The following is an 18,716-nucleotide window of genomic DNA, read 5'->3' as shown; positions in this document are numbered from 1 at the left end:
ATCTGTATTTTAATTATTTACCTTTTCTCTGTACCAATAACATCCCAGGGAAAAAATCTTTTCCTCTAACTTTCTTAAAATAAGTTCTGTCTGCTGAGCTGTCTGGATTATCTTCTGATGCACCATATTGGTTATCCCAAATTGGATAATTAGTGTCAACCTTTACTGTACCTACTTGTACGTACTTTGTTTTCCCGTTTTCGTCAATTTGTTGTTCTATAACATCAAAAACAGATTTTTTACTTAATCCTTCTTTAAGACCAATCTTTGCCGAGATAGGATCTACTGTATAAATAGGCGTTTTTGTCTTAAATTCATCATGGTTTTTTTGTAATTTTACAATTACATTATCGATAGATTTTATTGTGGCTCTTTCTACAAGTTGTTCCTCTTTTTTGTTGGTAAAAACAGTAGATTGCACATCTGCCCAAGAATTATCTGTCCCGATATATTTTAATTTGAATATTTTGCATTCGTCAAATGCTTTTTTCTTTTCTTTGGTTATGGTTTTATCATCTGCCCAATAATCGTTGTAAAACTTTGCTGCTGTTTCTTCATCCCAAACAAGTTGGTACAGGTGAGCATTAGTTTTTACAATATATCCTTTTCCTGCAATTGTAGCTCCTGTACCTACCAATGATGTTACTGTAGAAGCGTTAGATACTCCCGCATAATCGCCAATAGCTCCTGCTATATTTAGCCAGCTATTTGCTTTTTTGGCAACCTCTTCTTTATTTGTATAACGAAATTCATTGATAAGAACAAACGTTTTTCCTATTAACTCTTCTCCTGCATCGGATAATAAATCTAAACCTCTTTGGCTAGCTTTTGCAGTTGCAACATCTAAAGCGGAAGCATCATAACTCCCTCTTTCTTTTACCAAATTCATATTAAATCCACCTTTAGCTGATCTATTAAACCATTTTGCCACCATATCGCGAGCAATTGCATTTAATAAATCTTCATTTCCCAATTGGTCTTTGGAAGGCAATTCTCCTAAATTGTAAACACGTTTACCTAAGTTGTGATCGTTAAATTTGTCTGGTATAGGGCTGGATTCAAAATTCCTTTTTATTTCATTACCGTATGGCAAGTCGGGCTTGTCTATCATTACAGTATACAAGGAAATTCTCCTATATTTTAAATCTTTTTGTTCTTCTTGTCCTTTTATAAAAGAAACAAGAAAAAACACTACAATAATAGCTGTGTTTCTCATGGTTATTAGTTTTTTTAATTGTTTTATGTTTTATTCTAACGCCAATAACTAATCTAAAATTAAATACTTAGATAAATTGGAGAGTAGAATTGATGATAAAATCTATGGTTATTTGGAGCAAAAATAGAAAAGCTGAACACAAAAAAAAATACCGCATTCGCGGTATTTTTCATTTACAAAAAGTTATTTATTTCGAGTAATTTAGAATATCATTTTATTTAATGAATTTCAATTTATCGATTACTTAAGTCAACATTCCTCCATCAACATTCAGCACTTGCCCGGAAATGTATGAAGACATTTCACTTCCTAAAAATACACATGCATTTGCCACATCTTCTGGCTGACCTCCTCTTTTCAAAGGAATTCCGTCTCTCCAACCTTGTACTGTTTTTTCATCTAAAGCTGCAGTCATTTCAGTTTCTATAAAACCTGGTGCGATGGCATTACATCTAATGTTTCTAGAACCTAATTCTAGAGCAATAGATTTTGAAAAACCAATTACTCCGGCTTTGGAAGCTGCATAATTAGCTTGTCCTGCATTACCTTTCACGCCCACAACAGAAGTCATATTGATAATTGATCCGGATTTTGCCTTCATCATCGGTTTAATTACCGCTTTTGTCAAATTGAAAACTGAATCTAAATTAACTTTAATAATTGTATCCCAATCTTCTTTAGACATTCTCATTAACAGATTATCTCTTGTAATACCTGCATTATTCACTAAAATATCTATTTTCCCGAACTGTGCCATAACTTCGTCTACAAGTTTTTGGGCAGCATCATAATCGGATGCATCAGACTGGTAACCTTTTATTTCTGTAATCTTACTTAATTCTGATTCTAATTCGTTTGCTTTATCAACAGAACCGGCATAAGTAAATGCTATTTTTGCACCTTCTTTTGCAAAAACTTCAGCAATACCTTTTCCAATTCCTCGCGTTGCTCCTGTAATAATGGCAACTTTACCTTCTAATAACCCCATATATTTTTAATAATGTTTCTAAATTTATTATGGCAAAAATAATACTTTAAGAATTATTCACAATCAGAACAATCTCTCCTTTTAAAGTTTTACTTTTAGAAAAATCTATTAACTCATTGATTGTCCCACGTTTGGTTTCTTCAAATTTTTTAGAAATTTCTCTACTCAGACTCACTCTTGTTTCTTCTCCAAAAAATTCTTTAATCTGCTCTAAGGTTGTATTGATTTTGTGAGGACTTTCATAAAGAACAATAGTCTTTTTTTCTTCTGCCAATTGCTTTAGTTTCGTCTGTCTACCTTTTTTTTGAGGAAGAAATCCTGCAAAATAAAAATCGTGATTGGGCAATCCCGAAACCACAAGTGCAGGAACAAAAGCAGTCGCTCCGGGCAGACAAATCATTTCGATATTATGGTCTGAACCCGCTTTAGCCAAAAGATAACCCGGATCTGAAATCCCCGGTGTTCCGGCGTCGGTAATAATTGCTATATTCTGTCCGTTTTCAAGATCAGAAATTACTTTTTCTGTAGCCTGATGTTCATTATGTAAATGATACGATTTCAGAGGTTTAGCTATTTCAAAATGCTTCAGTAAAATTCCCGAAGTGCGGGTATCTTCACAGAGAATATAATCTACCTCTTTCAGAATTCTGATGGCTCTGAAAGTCATATCTTCTAAATTCCCAACCGGAGTGGGAACAAAATACAGTATTCCGCTCAAAACTACATAAATTTATTTTCTACCAACAACCAAAGTCTCTGTGCATATTCATCCACCTTATCCCATTTTTTATCGTAATAAAGATCGCTGAGATATTCTTTGGCTTCTTCAATATTCTTACATCTGTTAAGCTCAGAAATAGCATTATTTAAGTCGGTTTGGCTTCCTCCAAAAAGTGTTTTGGTAAAAGCAAGACGATCGTTGAGATCTAGTCTGAATTCTTGTCTCGGTTTTTCAGCTTCCATGAAATCTGTAGGAATATTTGTTTTAATTAAACTTCCTGTATCTTCTTTCACGGTAGGAATTTCTACTTTTTCGTGCACAACATCTCTTTCGAGCGGATCATCATCAAAAAGTGTCTGTATAGTTTTCAGACCTCTTATATTGGCAAGTTTTATCTTATGTTCTTTTTTATCTGCTTCAGTATTTTCGAAATTTTGGTCTGAAGGTGGAGTTTCGTGCAGAGTTTCTGAAACTGGTCTTTCAATATCCACTATTTTTCCTTTTTCAGAAGATGGATATTCTTCATTATCAACATCTTTCTTAATTTCATCTAAAATAGTTTCTACATTAGAATTTTCCGAAATAATTTCTTCCTGATTAAGTTTTGCAGCGTCGGAACTGTAATGTTCCTGACTTTCCTCCACTAAAATATCTTCCTCTTTGTAATTATCATCCGAAAAATCTATTTCTAATGAATTTTCTTCTTCTTCATCAAGTTCAGTAAAATTATCATGAACAATTTCTTCTTCTTGCTTATTTTCTATAACTGTTTCTTCTGTAAAATCATTTTCGGGTTCAGAATCTGCAAGAATTCTTTCTTCATCTACAAAGCTAAGCAAAGGATTGCTGCTCAAATCTTCCTCTTCATCAATCTCATTAAGTTCATTATTGAATGCTGCTTCTTCCTCCAAATGATCAGAAATTTCATCGGATACAAAATTCGGTACTTCTTCCGGAGCATTCTCTTCAACAAAATTTACAAGTTCTTCATGAAGATCGCTTTCAATAATTTCATTAATCTGATGATTGAAAATTGCCTGCTCTTCTTTTGGTTCGGAATGAACTTCTTCTTCCGAATAATTGCTGCCTATTTCGTTCAGCTCATTGTTGAAAATAGCCTCTTCTTCCAGTTCTTCATTAGGATTGAAGTAATTTTGCTGTTGAAAAGCCGGAATATTGCCAAAATTTTCCAGATTTTTATTGAGAAGTTTTAAAAAAGAAATCTTTTCTGCAAGATCGTCTGCAAGACCATGCTTAGAAATCAGTTCGTCTACATTATTTATTCCGTTAAGATTTTGAATGATAATCTGGGATTCGGAAAAAATTTTATCCTTTAAATCTTGAATGTTCTGCATCGTAGATTCTTATTAAAATTGCTTACTTTTGATATTAAAATATTACGGCTAATTTAACAAATGTTTTTAGAAAATACAATTAATCATTCCAAACAGAGCGGTTGGATGGAAGTTATTTGTGGCTCAATGTTTTCCGGAAAAACTGAAGAGCTCATTCGGAGGCTGAGAAGAGCAGAAATGGCAGGACAGAATGTGGAGATTTTTAAACCAAAAATTGATGTGCGTTACTCCGAAGATGATGTAATTTCTCATAATCAAACCAAAATACGGAGTACACCGGTAGAAAATCCCAACGAAATTCTTCTTTTGGCTTCCAATTGTGATGTGGTGGGAATAGATGAAGCTCAGTTTTTCGACGAAAGCATTGTAGATGTAGCCAATCAACTGGCAAATAACGGAATACGTGTAGTTATTGCAGGATTGGATATGGATTTCTTAGGAAGACCTTTCGGACCCATGCCCAATCTGATGGCAACTGCAGAATATGTAACGAAAGTGCATGCAATTTGTAGAAGAACAGGAAATCTTGCCAATTATTCTATGAGAACTTCTTCGGGTAAAAATCTTGTAGAACTCGGAGAAACAGAAGCTTACGATGCTGTGAGCAGAAGAGTTTTTGTAGATGAAGTTTTAAACAAAAAATAATATTTGTAAAAACCGTATTTCTTTAGAAATTGAGAAGCCGATATTTTAATTTATGAAGGGAAAGATATAAATGAATTATACAGCACATCAAATCGCAGAAATTTCCAATGCAAAAGTTATTGGAGATGGTAATTTATTAATTAAAAACATTGCTTTTGACAGCAGAATTATATATTCAACAAAAAATACTGCTTTCATTGCCATCAATACTCATAAAAATTCTGGTGAAAAATTCATTGAATCTGCCATTGACAGAGGTATAAAAGTGATTATTTCTGAGCATCATTTCCCACAATTTGAGAATATCACCTGGATAATTGTTGAAAATTCGGTGGAATTTCTTCAAAAATTAGCCAAATATCATTTCGAAAATGCTCATCTAAAATCGGTAGGAATTACAGGCAGTAACGGAAAAACCATTTTAAAAGAATGGCTCTATCAATGTCTTTGGAATGAATTTTCAACTGTAAAAAGCCCTAAAAGCTTCAACTCTCAAATCGGGTTGCCGCTTTCTCTTCTTCAAATTAACGATTCTCACCAGCTCGGAATTTTTGAAGTGGGAATTTCCAAACCTCATGAAATGGAAAAATTGGAAAATATTTTCCATCCCCAGATTGGTTTGCTTACCCATATAGGAACTGCTCATCTTGCCAATTTTAATTCGGAAGAGGAGCTTATAGATGAAAAAATACAGCTTTTTAAACATTCTGAGGTCATTATCTATAACGGCGATAATGATTTGGTTTCTAAAAGGATAAGAGAAATATATTCAAGTAAAAAATTAATATCATACGGATTTAAAAACTTGAATAATGTTCATTATAAAATTGGAATTTCCAAAAATGAAGATGTTGTAATACAATATTTTGATGAGGAAATCTCTTTCCCGGTCCATCAGAGAGATGAAGCTACTCTGTCCAATGCTTTGGCACTGGTAACTGTTTTGAAAGAACTCGGACTTGATAATAAAAAAATAGTAGAAAAAATTAATGCCCTGAAAGCTGTTGAGATGAGACTTGAAGCGATTGAGGGAGTTAAAAAGAATATTATTATTAATGATTCGTTCAACCTGGATTTGGATTCGCTTAAAACTGCTTTGCAATTTCTGAATGAATATAGAAAGCCAGAAAAATCTCTTGTTTTAACGGATATTATTGGAGTGAATACCAATGCTAATGAGCTTTACGAAGAGGTTGCCGATTTGGTAAACGATCAAAACTTCGATTGTGTATTTTTAATCGGCAATGAAATAAGCGAATTTCATAAACTTTTCAAAGCTAAAACTTTCACTTTTATTAACACTCAGGAACTTATTGATAGTAAGTATCTTAATGATCTTGAAAATCAAATTATTCTTCTGAAAGGTGCAAGAAAATTTGAAATTGAAAGAATAAAAGATATTCTGGAACTCCGTAAGCATGATACGGTTTTGGAAATCAACCTCAATGCTCTGCTTCATAATATTAATTATCATAAATCTCTGCTGAAAACATCTACTAAGATGATGGCAATGGTAAAGGCAAATTCTTATGGATTAGGAAGTTATGAAATTTCCGAATTTCTTCAGCATCATCATATTGATTATCTGGGTGTTGCATTTGTAGATGAAGGAGTAGAACTTAGAAAAAAAGGAATTACCGTTCCTATTATCGTTATGAACCCTGAACAGCACAGTTATGAAACGGTAATAGAATACAATTTGGAACCAGAAATTTATAGTTTCAGAGTTTTAGAGTTGTTTTATGAAGCAGTTCAGAAATCCGGCTACGATAAAAAATATCCTGTCCATATTAAACTGGAAACGGGAATGCATCGCCTTGGTTTTAAAAAATTTGAACTCGATGAATTAAGTAATACTTTAATTAATACAAATTTAAAAGTTCAAAGTATTTTCAGTCATTTATCGTCTTCTGATGTACCCAATGAGAAAGACTTTACTTTACATCAACTGGAGGTTTTTGAGGAAAATTCGAGCTATTTAATAAATAAACTTGGATATAAGCCTATTAGACATATTCTAAATTCTTCAGGAATCACCAATTATACAGATTATCAGTACGATATGGTGAGAATTGGTATAGGAATGCTTGGTGAATCATCCAACACCGAGATACAGAAACAACTACGTTCGGTAGTAAGTTTTAAGACAGTTATTTCTCAGATTTCTTTGGTAGAAAACGGAGAATCTGTTGGTTATAGCAGAAAATTTAAGACAGATCATCCTACCAAAATTGCGACCATCCCTGTAGGATATGCAGATGGAATTCCTCGTTTAATAGGAAATATGGCAGGAAATGTAGGTATTCATAAAGTATTAGCTCCTATTGTAGGAAATGTATGTATGGATATGATGATGATTAATATAGATCATATCAACACTGTTAAAGAAGGAGATTCTGTAACCATTTTCAATGCAAAACCATCACTTAAAGAGTTTGCAGAATATTGCAAAACCATCACTTATGAAGTTTTAACATCCATTTCACCCCGTGTGAAAAGGATTTATATAAAAGATTAAACGTATGAGAAAAATTCTGACTTTAATTTTTCTGCTTTCATTAATTACGATTCATTCTCAGGTTAAAAAAAATCTGAAAATACCTGCTAATCCTAAAATTGGTCTTTCTCTTGCGGGTGGCGGTGCAAAAGGTTTTTCTCATATTGGTGTTCTTAAAGTTTTAGACTCTCTTGGGGTAAAAGTAGACTACATATCCGGAACCAGCATGGGAGCTATTGTTGGAGGATTGTATGCCGCCGGATATACCGGTAAAGATATCGAGAAAATTGTGATGAAGACCGATTTCTACTCTCTCATCAGAGATCCTAAATCCAGAAAAGAAAGTACATTTTTTAACAAGTCTGTAGATAAATATTTATTTTCTATTCCTCTACAAAACGGTAAAATAACACTTCCATCCTCCATTAGTTCTGGACAGAAAAATGTGTACTTGCTTAAAGAATTGTTTAAAAATGTATCTAATATCGACGATTTTTCTAAACTTCCTATTCCGTTTATGTGCGTAGCAACTAATCTAGAAAGTGGAAATATGGAAATTTTTGAGAAAGGTGATCTCGTACAATCTATCATGGCAAGTTCTGCCTTTCCTTCCTTAATGGATCCCGTAAAAATTGGAGACAGTATTTATATTGATGGGGCAATGACAGTAAATTATCCATCAAAACCTCTTAAAGATAAAGGAATTGATATCGTTATTGGTGTAGATCTCAATCAGGATTTATCCAAACGTGAAGATTTAAACAATATTATCTCAATTCTAAACCAGATTATAGACTTCGGAATTAAAAAAGATACAAAAAGGCAATATAGATATACCGATATTAATATCAAGCCCAACCTTGATGGCATGACTTCCACTAGCTATGATGACAAGAAAAAAATATTAGACAGTGGTTATGTTGAAGGGTTAAAATATACCGAAATACTTAACCAGCTACCTAAAAGAAATTTTGAACGCCTTAGACAGACCGTAAATCCCGTATTTTCTAACGTCTATAAGATTGATAGTCTTTATATCGATGGAAGCCGTATTTACGGTAAAAACTATGTTTTAGGGAAAATGGGACTGCATTTCCCCTCTTTACAAACCTATGGAAACATTAATAAAGGCATAGATAAGCTTATTGCTACCAATAACTATCGTTTTATTAATTATGATATTGTTTCAGAAAATAATTCAAACTATCTGAAATTATATGTAAGTGAAGATGAAGCAAGACATTTTTTGAAAGTAGGTTTGCATTATGATGAAATTTTTAAAACCGGATTGTTACTCAACTATTCCGCAAAAAGATTATTGTTTAAAAACTCTAACCTTTCTTTTGATGTAATCGTAGGAGATAAACCCAGATATTATTTAAATTACTTTGTAGATAACGGTTATATTCCAGGATTTGGATTGTATTCTTCAGGCATGAGCTTCGATATAAAAGATGAAAGCAATTACAATAAAGAGAATTGGGACTGGCTAAGGAATGAAGTTTACATTCAGTCTACATGGAAAGATAAGTTTGCTATAGGAGGTGGTATAAGCCACGACTATTTTGTAGGTGAGTCTAATACATTTGTGAAAAAATACAGCAGATTTATAAATCCTTATGTTTTCCTAAAAAGCGATACCCAAAATGATAAAGATTTTGCTACCCGAGGTATCTATATCAATGCAGAAGGTAAGGTGATAGATCTCATGAAATCTGAAGTAGATAAAAGAATAGTTCAGGTACAAGCAGATATTAGAATAAATGTTCCGTTGTCCAAACAATTTGCATTTAGACTTAATTTATACGGAGGAATAACTATTGGAGAAAATACACCCGATTTTTACAGATATAGATTAGGAGGAATCTTCGAACAGAATATAGTTAATTTTAAATCATTTTCTGGTTTCTATTTCGCACAGTTATCTTCTAATAATGTAGTTTTAATATCTAATGACTTACAGTTTAATTTCAATAAAAACTATTTCATTACGGGAAATTTTTCATTTGCCAATTTATCAGATGACATCAGTTTCGAAGATGCGGTAAAACTCAATTACAGTTCTGCTGGGATTACTGCCGGATACAAATCACCATTCGGACAGATAAAAATCAATTTTAGTCACTCACTCAAAAATAATCAAAAAGGTATATTCAGTGTAATTTTAGGACACTGGTTTTAAACGATGATACAGTATTTTTACGAAGACATTACAGAAATTGTTAATGCAAATTATAAACAATGGCTGGAAGAAGTAATTCTTTCAGAAGAAAAAAAACTCGGTGAAATTAATTACATATTCTGTAATGATGAATATTTGCTTAAAGTAAATCAAGACTATTTGCAGCACGATTACTTTACAGATATCATTACCTTCGACTATGTAAAGGGTAAAACCATTAGCGGTGATATTTTTGTATCTTTGCAGCGCATTTCCGATAACTCCTCTACTCTATTGAAAGATTATGAAGAAGAACTGAGGAGAGTTTTAGCTCATGGAATTCTTCATCTTTGCGGTTATAAAGATAAAAAAGAAGAAGAAGAAAAGTTAATGCGGAGTAAAGAAGATTTTTATCTCGAAAAATACAAATAATATTAACTGTGTTTTTTGGAGCTTCATCCCGCTTTCCGCACTCGCTATTTTCTTTTGCAAAGAAAATGAGCTCAAACAAATGCTACAATCGGGGCTAAAAACCCTGCGCAAGCACATTCCTGCTTGTAAATTACTACAATGTTTCACGTGAAACATTTATAAAAAATATAAAATTCAAGGCTTTAAAATAAGCAATAAATATGATTTCAGAGATATATGATGTAATCGTTGTGGGTGCCGGTCACGCAGGATGTGAGGCAGCTGCAGCCGCCGCTAATCTAGGTTCTAAAACTTTATTGGTAACAATGAATATGCAGACCATAGGACAGATGAGCTGTAACCCGGCAATGGGAGGTATTGCAAAAGGGCAAATTGTAAGAGAAATCGATGCAATGGGTGGCTACTCCGGTATTGTTGCAGATAAATCTGCCATACAGTTTAAGATGCTTAACCTATCCAAAGGTCCTGCAATGTGGTCTCCAAGAACACAAAATGACAGAATGTTATTTGCAGAAGAATGGCGTTTAGCATTAGAAAACACTCCAAATCTTGACTTTTTTCAGGATATGGTAAAGCAACTTATTATAGAAAATGGAAAGGCTGCGGGAGTCGTAACTTCATTAGGAATTGAAATAAGATCCAAATCTGTAGTTCTTACCAACGGTACTTTCCTAAATGGTTTAATTCACGTAGGAGATAAACAGCTAGGCGGTGGAAGAATGGGTGAACCTAGAGCTTTCGGAATTACTGAACAATTGGTTTCATTAGGTTTCGAAGCTGGTAGAATGAAGACAGGAACTCCTCCAAGAGTAGATGGAAGAAGCCTAGATTATTCTAAAATGGAAGAGCAGAAAGGTGACGAAAATCCTCAAAAATTCAGTTATTTAGATACTCCTAAATTAACCAAGCAGTTAAGCTGCCATATCGTTTATACTAATGAAACGATACACGATATTTTACGTGAAGGATTTGACAGAAGTCCAATGTTTAATGGTACAATTCAAAGTTTAGGACCAAGATACTGCCCAAGTATTGAAGATAAAATAAACCGCTTTGCAGAACGTAACAGACACCAGCTTTTCGTAGAACCAGAAGGATGGAAAACCGTAGAAATTTATGTAAACGGATTCAGTTCTTCGCTTCCGGAAGATGTACAGATAAAAGCAATGAAACACATTCCGGGCTTTGAAAACGTAAAAGTTTTCCGTCCCGGTTATGCTATCGAATATGACTACTTCCCTCCTACTCAGCTAAAGCATACATTAGAAACAAAATTGGTTGATCATTTATATTTTGCAGGACAAATAAACGGAACTACAGGATATGAAGAAGCAGCCGGACAGGGTTTAATTGCAGGGATTAACGCTCATAATAAGGTTAAAGACAAAGAAGAATTCATCCTAAGCAGAGATGAAGCTTATATTGGCGTTCTGGTTGATGATTTAATTACCAAAGGTACCGAAGAACCTTACAGAATGTTCACTTCAAGAGCAGAATACAGACTTCTTTTAAGACAGGATAATGCAGATATCAGATTAACTGAAAAAGCATTTCAACTGGGATTAGCAAAAGAAGAAAGACTCAAAAAAGTGGAACAAAAAATAGAAAAAAGTCAGGAACTTGAAACTTTTTTACGTGAAACTTCTTTAAAACCTGGTATAATAAATCCTATTTTAGAAAGCATTGAAAGCAATCCTGTAGATCAGGCTTACAGAGCATCACAGTTTCTTACAAGACCCAATATTACCTTAGATAAACTGGATGAAATCGATGTAATTAGAGAATTTTCTTCTCAATTTGATGATGAAGTTAGAGAACAGGCCGAAGTAAATATCAAGTATAAAGGTTATATAGAAAAGGAAAAAGAAAATGTTGCAAAGCTTAACCGCTTAGAAAATGTAAAAATACCGGAAGATTTTGATTATTTAAAAATTTCAAGTCTATCTGCCGAAGCAAAACAAAAAATGAATAATGTAAGACCAAAAACTGTTGCTCAAGCCGGAAGAATAAGTGGTGTTTCTCCTGCAGACATCAATGTTTTATTGGTTTATTTAGCTAAATAAAAATATATGTTTCACGTGAAACATTATAAAGAACAATGATAATTAACATTGTTCTTTTTGTTTAAAATATAATTTATAATGAAAATAAAAGACCATTTTCTTACTCAGGAAGAATTTGAAATTATAGAAACAGATACAAAAGGAGTTTTCAAAACCTCCCCTATTCCATCTAATATTTCGAGATATTATGAGAGTGAAGATTATATTTCTCATCATCAGGATTCTGGAAGTTTAAAAGAAAAATTGTATAAGTTTTTGCAATCATTTAATCTAAAATACAAAAAAAATATTCTTTCAGAGCGTATTAAAAAAGGTTCAAAAGTTTTGGATTATGGTTGCGGAGCAGGCGAATTTGTAAAATTTATAGAAAATGATTTTGAAACTTTCGGATTCGAGCCCAACGATGACGCAAGAAAATCTGCGGAAAATAAAATTTCAAAAGCTAAAATTTTAAACGATTTGGATATTATTGAAAATAATACCTTAGATGCAATAACCCTGTGGCATGTTTTTGAGCATATAGAAAATCAGGAAGAAATGCTGGATATTTTTAATAAGAAATTAAAAGAGAAAGGACTTCTGATAATTGCTGTTCCCAATCCTACTTCTTATGATGCCAAACATTATAAAGAATATTGGGCAGCTTATGATGTACCAAGACACATCTATCATTTTTCTAAAAATGGTATGGAAAATCTAATTTCAAAAAAATCAAACTGGAAACTCAGAAAAATAAAACCATTGATACTAGATTCATTTTATATCTCGATGTTAAGCGAAAAATATAAAAAATCACCTCTTTTTTGGCTAAAAGCAATAGTTCACGGAACGATTTCTAACGTAAAAGCATCATTTTCGAATGAATTTTCTAGTTTGATATATATTATCGAAAAAAAGTAGAAAATCGATTTTTGATACAATTCTGAAAGCCAATTTTTAATTAATTTGTTCAAAACTTGTCAGTAAAATTCAAAATTATTAAAAAATTAAACTTTTTTGGATTTCAATTAAAGCCGCTGAGAATCGTTTAAAAATTTTTTCCTTAAACTTACAAAATAAAAACCGACAAAATTTTGTCGGTTTTTATAGTTTATGTAGAAAAATTATTTATTAATGGCTGCAACTCCGGGAAGCTCCAATCCTTCTAAACTTTCAAGCATTGCTCCACCGCCGGTAGAAACATAGCTTACTTTATCATCATAGCCAAATTGCTTAACAAACGCTACACTGTCTCCTCCTCCCACTAAAGAGAAAGCACCAAGTTGAGTCGCTTCTGCAATACTTTCTCCCAATGCAACTGTTCCAGCCGCAAAATTAGACATTTCAAAAACTCCAATAGGACCGTTCCAAAGAATCGTTCTTGAATTAAGCAATACATCATTAAAAATTTCTCTGGATTTCGGGCCTGCATCCAAACCTTGCCAATTTTCTGGAATTTCGTAGATATCACATTCTTTTCTATCTGCTTCATTATTGAAATCATCTGCAATAATAACATCAGTAGGCAAATAAACTTTTACATTATGTTGTTTGGCCTTCTCCAAAATCTCTAATGCCAAAGACAGTTTATCATCTTCAACAATAGATTTACCAATCTTACCGCCTAATGCTTTAATAAAAGTAAAAGACATTCCTCCACCGATAATTAAATTGTCTACAGCGGGCAAAATATTCTCTATAATTGTAATTTTGGTTGAAACTTTAGAACCTCCCAATATGGCTGTAACAGGTTTTTCTCCACTTTTAAGAACTTTATCAATAGCCTGAAGCTCTTTAGCCATTAGCAAACCGAAAAATTTAGTTGATGGAAAAAAATCAGCAATTACCGCTGTAGAAGCATGAGCTCTGTGTGCAGTACCAAAAGCATCATTTACATAAGCATCTCCTAATTTAGACAGTTTTTCTGCAAAATCTTTATCCCCTTTTTCTTCTTCATTATGAAATCTCAGATTTTCAAGCAAAAGAACTTCTCCAGCTTTCAATTCAGAAGCCGCTTTCTCAGCTTTTTCACCTACACAATCTTCCACAAACTTAACTTCTTTACCTAAAACACTAGAAACTTCGTCTACAATATGTTTTAATGAAAATTCATCTTTTACTTCTCCTTTTGGTCTTCCCAAATGCGCCATAAGAATAACAGAACCACCATCAGCCAATATTTTGTCTACAGTAGGTTTTACCGCAACAATTCTGGTATTATCGGTTACATGAAGCTGTTCGTCTTGAGGAACATTAAAATCTACTCTTACTAGAGCTTTTTTTCCCTGAAAATTAAAATCGTTAATTGTTTTCATTATTTAAAATATTGTATGTGTTATATTTTTTTAAAATAAAATTGTCTGTACAGAAGATCTGAATTTTTTTGAATTTTACTTTCACAAATGTAAGATTTTAAATTTTCGTCCGGAATTGAAAACATTAAAAGTTATTAAAAAGTTTTTCTTTCCCGTTCATTCATTAATCAACATTATCTTTCTTTTTTTTAATAAAAGAAATTGAATACTGTTGTTGAGTATTGTGAGTTTCGGGGATAAGTTTCTGCTATAAACTTTACCACAGAGATACGTTTTGAAATTCAGATATAACTCACAATATAAAAGGTTGTAAATCTGATGATTTTGGTATTTATCAACAATTATGGATAACTTATCTACCACTATCATTCCTGATAATTTTTCTATGGAAAAAAATAAGAATACCCAAAAAAAAGTTCTGAAAAACTTTTTTGAATTTTTTGAAAATATCTTGCATTACGGATTTTTCGGATACAAAAAAACATTATTTTTAACAAAGTTTTCCACAGTTATTCACAATTGTTTTAACATTTTATTAGGGTTTAATTAACAATAGTGAAATTTTTTAAATTATAGTCTTTTAAATGATTAAATTATGCTGAAAATCAAATGGTTATTATTTTCATTTCTTACAATTAATGTCTATTCTCAAGAAAATTTTGTTACCACTGCTTCGTCAATAAAAGAAGTTAAAATTTATTCTAGCGGAGGATTTGTAAGACATTCTTTCTCTGCAAATCTCCTTCCGGGGAAAAATTATGTTATCGTAAATGATTTCGGGAAAAATGGTGTTACAGATATTTCTAATTTCAAAACCGACAAAAAAATAAATATTCTTCGGTACGAATATTATAATAACAATTTATCTTTTTATTCCTCAAAATTAAAAAGTAGTAACAAAAATGATCAGATTAACGATAGCATCAACTATTATAAAAAACTGAATGAAGTATTGGATCAGGATTTGGTTCTTACTAAAAATTCTCTGGATATCATCAGAAAAAACCAGACATTGGAGAACCCCTCGCCTGCTGAAATTAGCAAACTTATAGATTATAATAAAATTAATCTTAAGGATTTGTTCAAGGAAGAAACTAATCTCCAGACAAAGATTAATGATAGTAAATCCAGAATTTCCAAACTTGAAAATAAAAGATATGAATCTTCTCAGGAAGTTAATAACAGAATGAATAATACTATTGTTCTTCTGGTAAACAGCGACAAAAAACAGCATGTGAATTTTGATGTGAACCAACTTATTCAAGATGCATATTGGGCTCCTTCCTATACAATAAAATCTAATGGAATTACAACTCCATTAAAGATTAGTTATAATGCAAAAATTCGTCAGAATACAGGTTTAGAATTAAGAAATATTCCTATAAAATTAATCAACGGAAGCTTCAACGGAGAAGATAAACCTTATGAGCTCGATCGTTGGTTTCTAAGAACTGAAAGAGATTATTATGTTTCTAACCAAGCATTTCAAAAACCTCAAATAGACAAAAGCGTAAAAAATGTAAGCGTTCAGGAAGTTGCAATCATGGGAAGGCCCAGATTTTCGCAGAAAACAATGAAAACAGAAATCAGTTTGGATAAAAATGTAGTGATTCCTTCCGATGTTCAGGTTACTGAAGAGTTAAATGAATTTGAGGTAAGCACTACTTACAAATATTTTTCGACTCCAAAAACTGAAACTAAAACTTTTCTTCTGGCTTCTATAAAAGATTATTCCAAATACAATTTCCTTCCGGGAAATGCCGATATTTATATGGACGGTACGCAGACTGGAACGGTAATGATAGATGCCAATCAGCTTAGTAATGAAATGATGATTAGTTTGGGAAGTGATCCCAACGTGCTTACAAAAAGGGAATTAATAAAAAAAGAAACTAAAAGTTTAGGTGATAAAGAAAAAACTGAATTTTATGCTTATGAAATTACAGTTAAAAATAACAAAAATACAGCGATAAACCTGGAATTGAAAGACCAAGTACCACTTTCTACAGATGAAAAAATTAAAATACAGATAACAAATCCGGATAAAGCCGATTATGACCCAAGTTCTGGTTTCCTAATCTGGAATTTGAATATAAAACCTAACGAAACAAAGAAAATTTCTTTCGGATTTAACGTAACTTTGCCAAAAGAATTAATAATTCTGGATATTAAGTAAAATAGTAAAAATGAAAAGAAAAATTGCAATAGCAGCAGACCATGCGGGTTTTGAATATAAAGAATATCTGAAACAGCAATTACAGGATGAGTTTGAAATTCAAGATTTTGGAACTCATTCTTTGGAAAGTGTAGATTATCCCGATTTTGTACATCCTGCAGCTTCTTCTGTAGAAAAAGGAGAAAATGAATTGGGGATTTTAGTTTGCGGAAGCGGACAGGGAGTTCAGCTCTCCGCCAACAAACATCAAGGAATTCGTTGTGCTTTAGCCTGGATGCCGGAAATTGCAGCGCTATCAAAACAGCATAATAATGCAAATATGGTCGCTTTGCCCGCAAGATTTGTAGCGAAAGAATTTGCTTTAGAAATTGCAAAAACTTTTCTTACAACGGAATTTGAAGGCGGAAGACACCAAAACAGAGTTGATAAAATAGCATTCTGCTAAATATATAAAGGCTTGTAATTCAGTTTGCAAGCCTTATTTATTTTTTATTGTGTATATTTGCATCGTCCAACGGTTATTACCAAACTGTTGATTCCATAAAACTTTCAAAATTCGGACAGAAAGTTTATTTCTCCTTCTCCACTTTTTTGTTTTAAATTTATAGGATATTAGTATCAAATTTCTGTTTGAATCAATATTTCAAATATTATGAAAACACCCATTTTATGAAAATCTACTTTTTGTTCATTTTCTTTTTCATATTTCTGTATACCTTTTCACAAAAACCAAGAGATACAATCCGGCAGCTTCAAAGAGAAAAAGAAGCGGAGCAGAGAGATTTCAAGAAATGTACTGAGCTGAAAAATGATTTTAAAGACGTATCATTTCGAACTTTAGGACAAATGATTGCTGATGAAATTATTTTTAAAATTAACAAAAAAAATATCATTGTCAATTATAATCCTCCATTTTCAAAATATCAGGGAATTGTACTTTTGGGATTTGACGATCGAAAAGATTATTGCAACTATTTAAATCCGTCATACAATCAATCTGATTTTTGGAACGAAAAAACAGTAAAATTTCTACAGAGAAAACTAGATTTCAATATTATTCCATATTTACCTTTTAAAGGTGAATTTATCAACCGGAAAACAGTTAAATTTAATATGGATAGTAATGATAAAGCAATCTTAGTATTTTTGAAGCAGAGAAAGAGTGAAATTTCAGGTCATATCAATGCAGATGAAGGAGAAAAATATTATTTTATTCCCGCAAAAGGATTTAGAGAAAGTAATTTAAATCTTAGCGATAGATCTTATCAGGAATTTGAGATCAATTTTAGAAATTATTTAGGTAAAATTGTTACGGTGAAATATACTTATGATGAATATAAAGAAGTTTATAAGACTTTTCAGTATAAAAACAAAAAATGGATAGAAATTCAGACAATAAATGAGTACAAATTTTAAAACAAACTCGATGAAAACTTTTGTATCATTTTTGCTTCTTATTTTCAATTTATCTGACGAATGCACAGAAAATCATCGACAAAGAATCCTTCAAAAAATGCAGAAAAGAATTCAGTAAAAAAGATTGTCTTTCGGATGAAGATAAAGACGGCGTTTTATTTTATTTAGACCAATGTCCGAAAGAATCAGGTTTTGTTGAAAATAATGGTTGCAAATGGCCAGATTCTGACGGAGACGGAGTTTTAGATAAAGATGATGCTTGTCCTTCAGTTGCCGGACCACCTGAAAATAATGGCTGCCCTTGGCCGGATACGGATGGAGATGGAATTTTAGATAAAGATGATGCGTGTCCTACAGTTCCGGGTGTATCCGAAGAAAATGGCTGTCCTAAAAAAGTAAATCATTCTTATTCTCAGGAAGAATTGAATGAAATAAAAAATAAGTTTTTAGAAAAAACAAAAAACTTTAATTACGAAAAGCTGGCAGATTTTATCTTCAGTAAAATAGATTTAAAAGAATTTAATTCTGAAATAATTAACTTAGAAGTTGCAAGTTTTTCTCAAATAGGCGGTTGTGGAGAAGATTCAACAGATTATTCTCCTTTAAATTTAGAAGTAAATTTGGCTTCAGAATTGTTTTGGAATGAGAGAAATTTCAAAAAATTTGTAAACAAGTTTCCTTCAAAAATTATTTTTCCGTTCAGCGAAAATGAAGTGGTAAATAAAAAAGTACAATCATTTAAAAAGATGTAT

14 protein-coding genes and 1 pseudogene are annotated in these 18,716 nt (G+C 32.2%); 10 read left to right on the top strand and 5 right to left on the bottom strand.

What is annotated here, in order from left to right; translation table 11 throughout:
- Positions 1-13: 13 nt before the first annotated feature.
- From IV513_RS01055 to IV513_RS01040, 4 genes are all read right to left on the bottom strand, one after another.
- Positions 14-1,216, bottom strand: coding sequence for a hypothetical protein (locus IV513_RS01055; RefSeq protein ID WP_209388662.1), 1,203 nt, complete (start codon positions 1,214-1,216; stop codon positions 14-16).
- 244 nt (positions 1,217-1,460) lie between these two features.
- Positions 1,461-2,204 (bottom strand): 3-oxoacyl-[acyl-carrier-protein] reductase, encoded by a 744-nt coding sequence (gene fabG, locus IV513_RS01050; RefSeq protein WP_209388661.1) that lies wholly within the window; start codon positions 2,202-2,204, stop codon positions 1,461-1,463.
- Positions 2,205-2,250: 46 nt separating this feature from the next.
- Positions 2,251-2,922 (bottom strand): 16S rRNA (cytidine(1402)-2'-O)-methyltransferase, encoded by a 672-nt coding sequence (gene rsmI, locus IV513_RS01045; RefSeq protein WP_209388660.1) that lies wholly within the window; start codon positions 2,920-2,922, stop codon positions 2,251-2,253.
- A 2-nt stretch (positions 2,923-2,924) separates the two neighbouring features.
- Positions 2,925-4,280, bottom strand: coding sequence for a hypothetical protein (locus IV513_RS01040; RefSeq protein WP_209388659.1), 1,356 nt, complete (start codon positions 4,278-4,280; stop codon positions 2,925-2,927).
- Between the two features lie 60 nt (positions 4,281-4,340).
- On the opposite strand from IV513_RS01040, the gene IV513_RS01035 reads away from it, so the two are divergent.
- The 6 genes from IV513_RS01035 (at position 4,341) to IV513_RS01010 (ending at position 12,978) form a co-directional block, all read left to right on the top strand.
- Entirely contained in the window at positions 4,341-4,925 is a 585-nt protein-coding gene (locus IV513_RS01035) for a thymidine kinase (protein ID WP_209388658.1), read from the top strand.
- Between the two features lie 70 nt (positions 4,926-4,995).
- The gene (locus IV513_RS01030) at positions 4,996-7,443 is read left to right on the top strand and encodes a bifunctional UDP-N-acetylmuramoyl-tripeptide:D-alanyl-D-alanine ligase/alanine racemase (protein WP_209388657.1); all 2,448 of its coding nucleotides are present in this window, start codon (positions 4,996-4,998) and stop codon (positions 7,441-7,443) included.
- 4 nt (positions 7,444-7,447) lie between these two features.
- The gene (locus IV513_RS01025) at positions 7,448-9,604 is read left to right on the top strand and encodes a patatin-like phospholipase family protein (protein WP_209388656.1); all 2,157 of its coding nucleotides are present in this window, start codon (positions 7,448-7,450) and stop codon (positions 9,602-9,604) included.
- 3 nt (positions 9,605-9,607) lie between these two features.
- Positions 9,608-10,015, top strand: coding sequence for an rRNA maturation RNase YbeY (ybeY, locus tag IV513_RS01020; protein WP_209388655.1), 408 nt, complete (start codon positions 9,608-9,610; stop codon positions 10,013-10,015).
- Positions 10,016-10,215: 200 nt separating this feature from the next.
- Positions 10,216-12,078 (top strand): tRNA uridine-5-carboxymethylaminomethyl(34) synthesis enzyme MnmG, encoded by a 1,863-nt coding sequence (mnmG, locus tag IV513_RS01015; RefSeq protein ID WP_209388654.1) that lies wholly within the window; start codon positions 10,216-10,218, stop codon positions 12,076-12,078.
- Between the two features lie 78 nt (positions 12,079-12,156).
- Positions 12,157-12,978, top strand: a complete 822-nt coding sequence (locus IV513_RS01010; protein WP_209388653.1) for a class I SAM-dependent methyltransferase — start codon at positions 12,157-12,159, stop codon at positions 12,976-12,978.
- A gap of 203 nt (positions 12,979-13,181) precedes the next feature.
- Here the strand turns inward: IV513_RS01010 and pgk are convergent, their stop codons facing one another.
- Positions 13,182-14,372: a phosphoglycerate kinase gene (pgk, locus tag IV513_RS01005; RefSeq protein ID WP_209388652.1), complete on the bottom strand. Its 1,191-nt coding sequence runs from the start codon at positions 14,370-14,372 to the stop codon at positions 13,182-13,184.
- Positions 14,373-14,967: 595 nt separating this feature from the next.
- Here pgk and IV513_RS01000 point away from each other — a divergent pair.
- The 4 genes and pseudogenes from IV513_RS01000 to IV513_RS00985 form a co-directional block, all read left to right on the top strand.
- Positions 14,968-16,548 (top strand): DUF4139 domain-containing protein, encoded by a 1,581-nt coding sequence (locus tag IV513_RS01000; RefSeq protein ID WP_209388651.1) that lies wholly within the window; start codon positions 14,968-14,970, stop codon positions 16,546-16,548.
- Between the two features lie 10 nt (positions 16,549-16,558).
- The gene (gene rpiB, locus IV513_RS00995; protein ID WP_209388650.1) at positions 16,559-16,993 is read left to right on the top strand and encodes a ribose 5-phosphate isomerase B; all 435 of its coding nucleotides are present in this window, start codon (positions 16,559-16,561) and stop codon (positions 16,991-16,993) included.
- 224 nt (positions 16,994-17,217) lie between these two features.
- A complete protein-coding gene (locus tag IV513_RS00990) occupies positions 17,218-17,964 on the top strand; it encodes a hypothetical protein (protein ID WP_209388649.1) in 747 nt (248 codons plus the stop codon).
- Positions 17,965-18,131: 167 nt separating this feature from the next.
- Positions 18,132-18,356 (top strand): annotated as a pseudogene (locus tag IV513_RS00985) (thrombospondin type 3 repeat-containing protein); the annotation flags it as partial.
- Positions 18,357-18,716 lie beyond the last annotated feature (360 nt).

The sequence above is a fragment of the Chryseobacterium sp. RR2-3-20 genome, assembly GCF_017808115.1.
Taxonomy (GTDB): Bacteria; Bacteroidota; Bacteroidia; order Flavobacteriales; family Weeksellaceae; genus Chryseobacterium; species Chryseobacterium oryzae.
The sequence above is the reverse complement of the archived record's forward strand: the minus strand, read 5'-3'. Positions and strand labels throughout refer to the sequence as shown.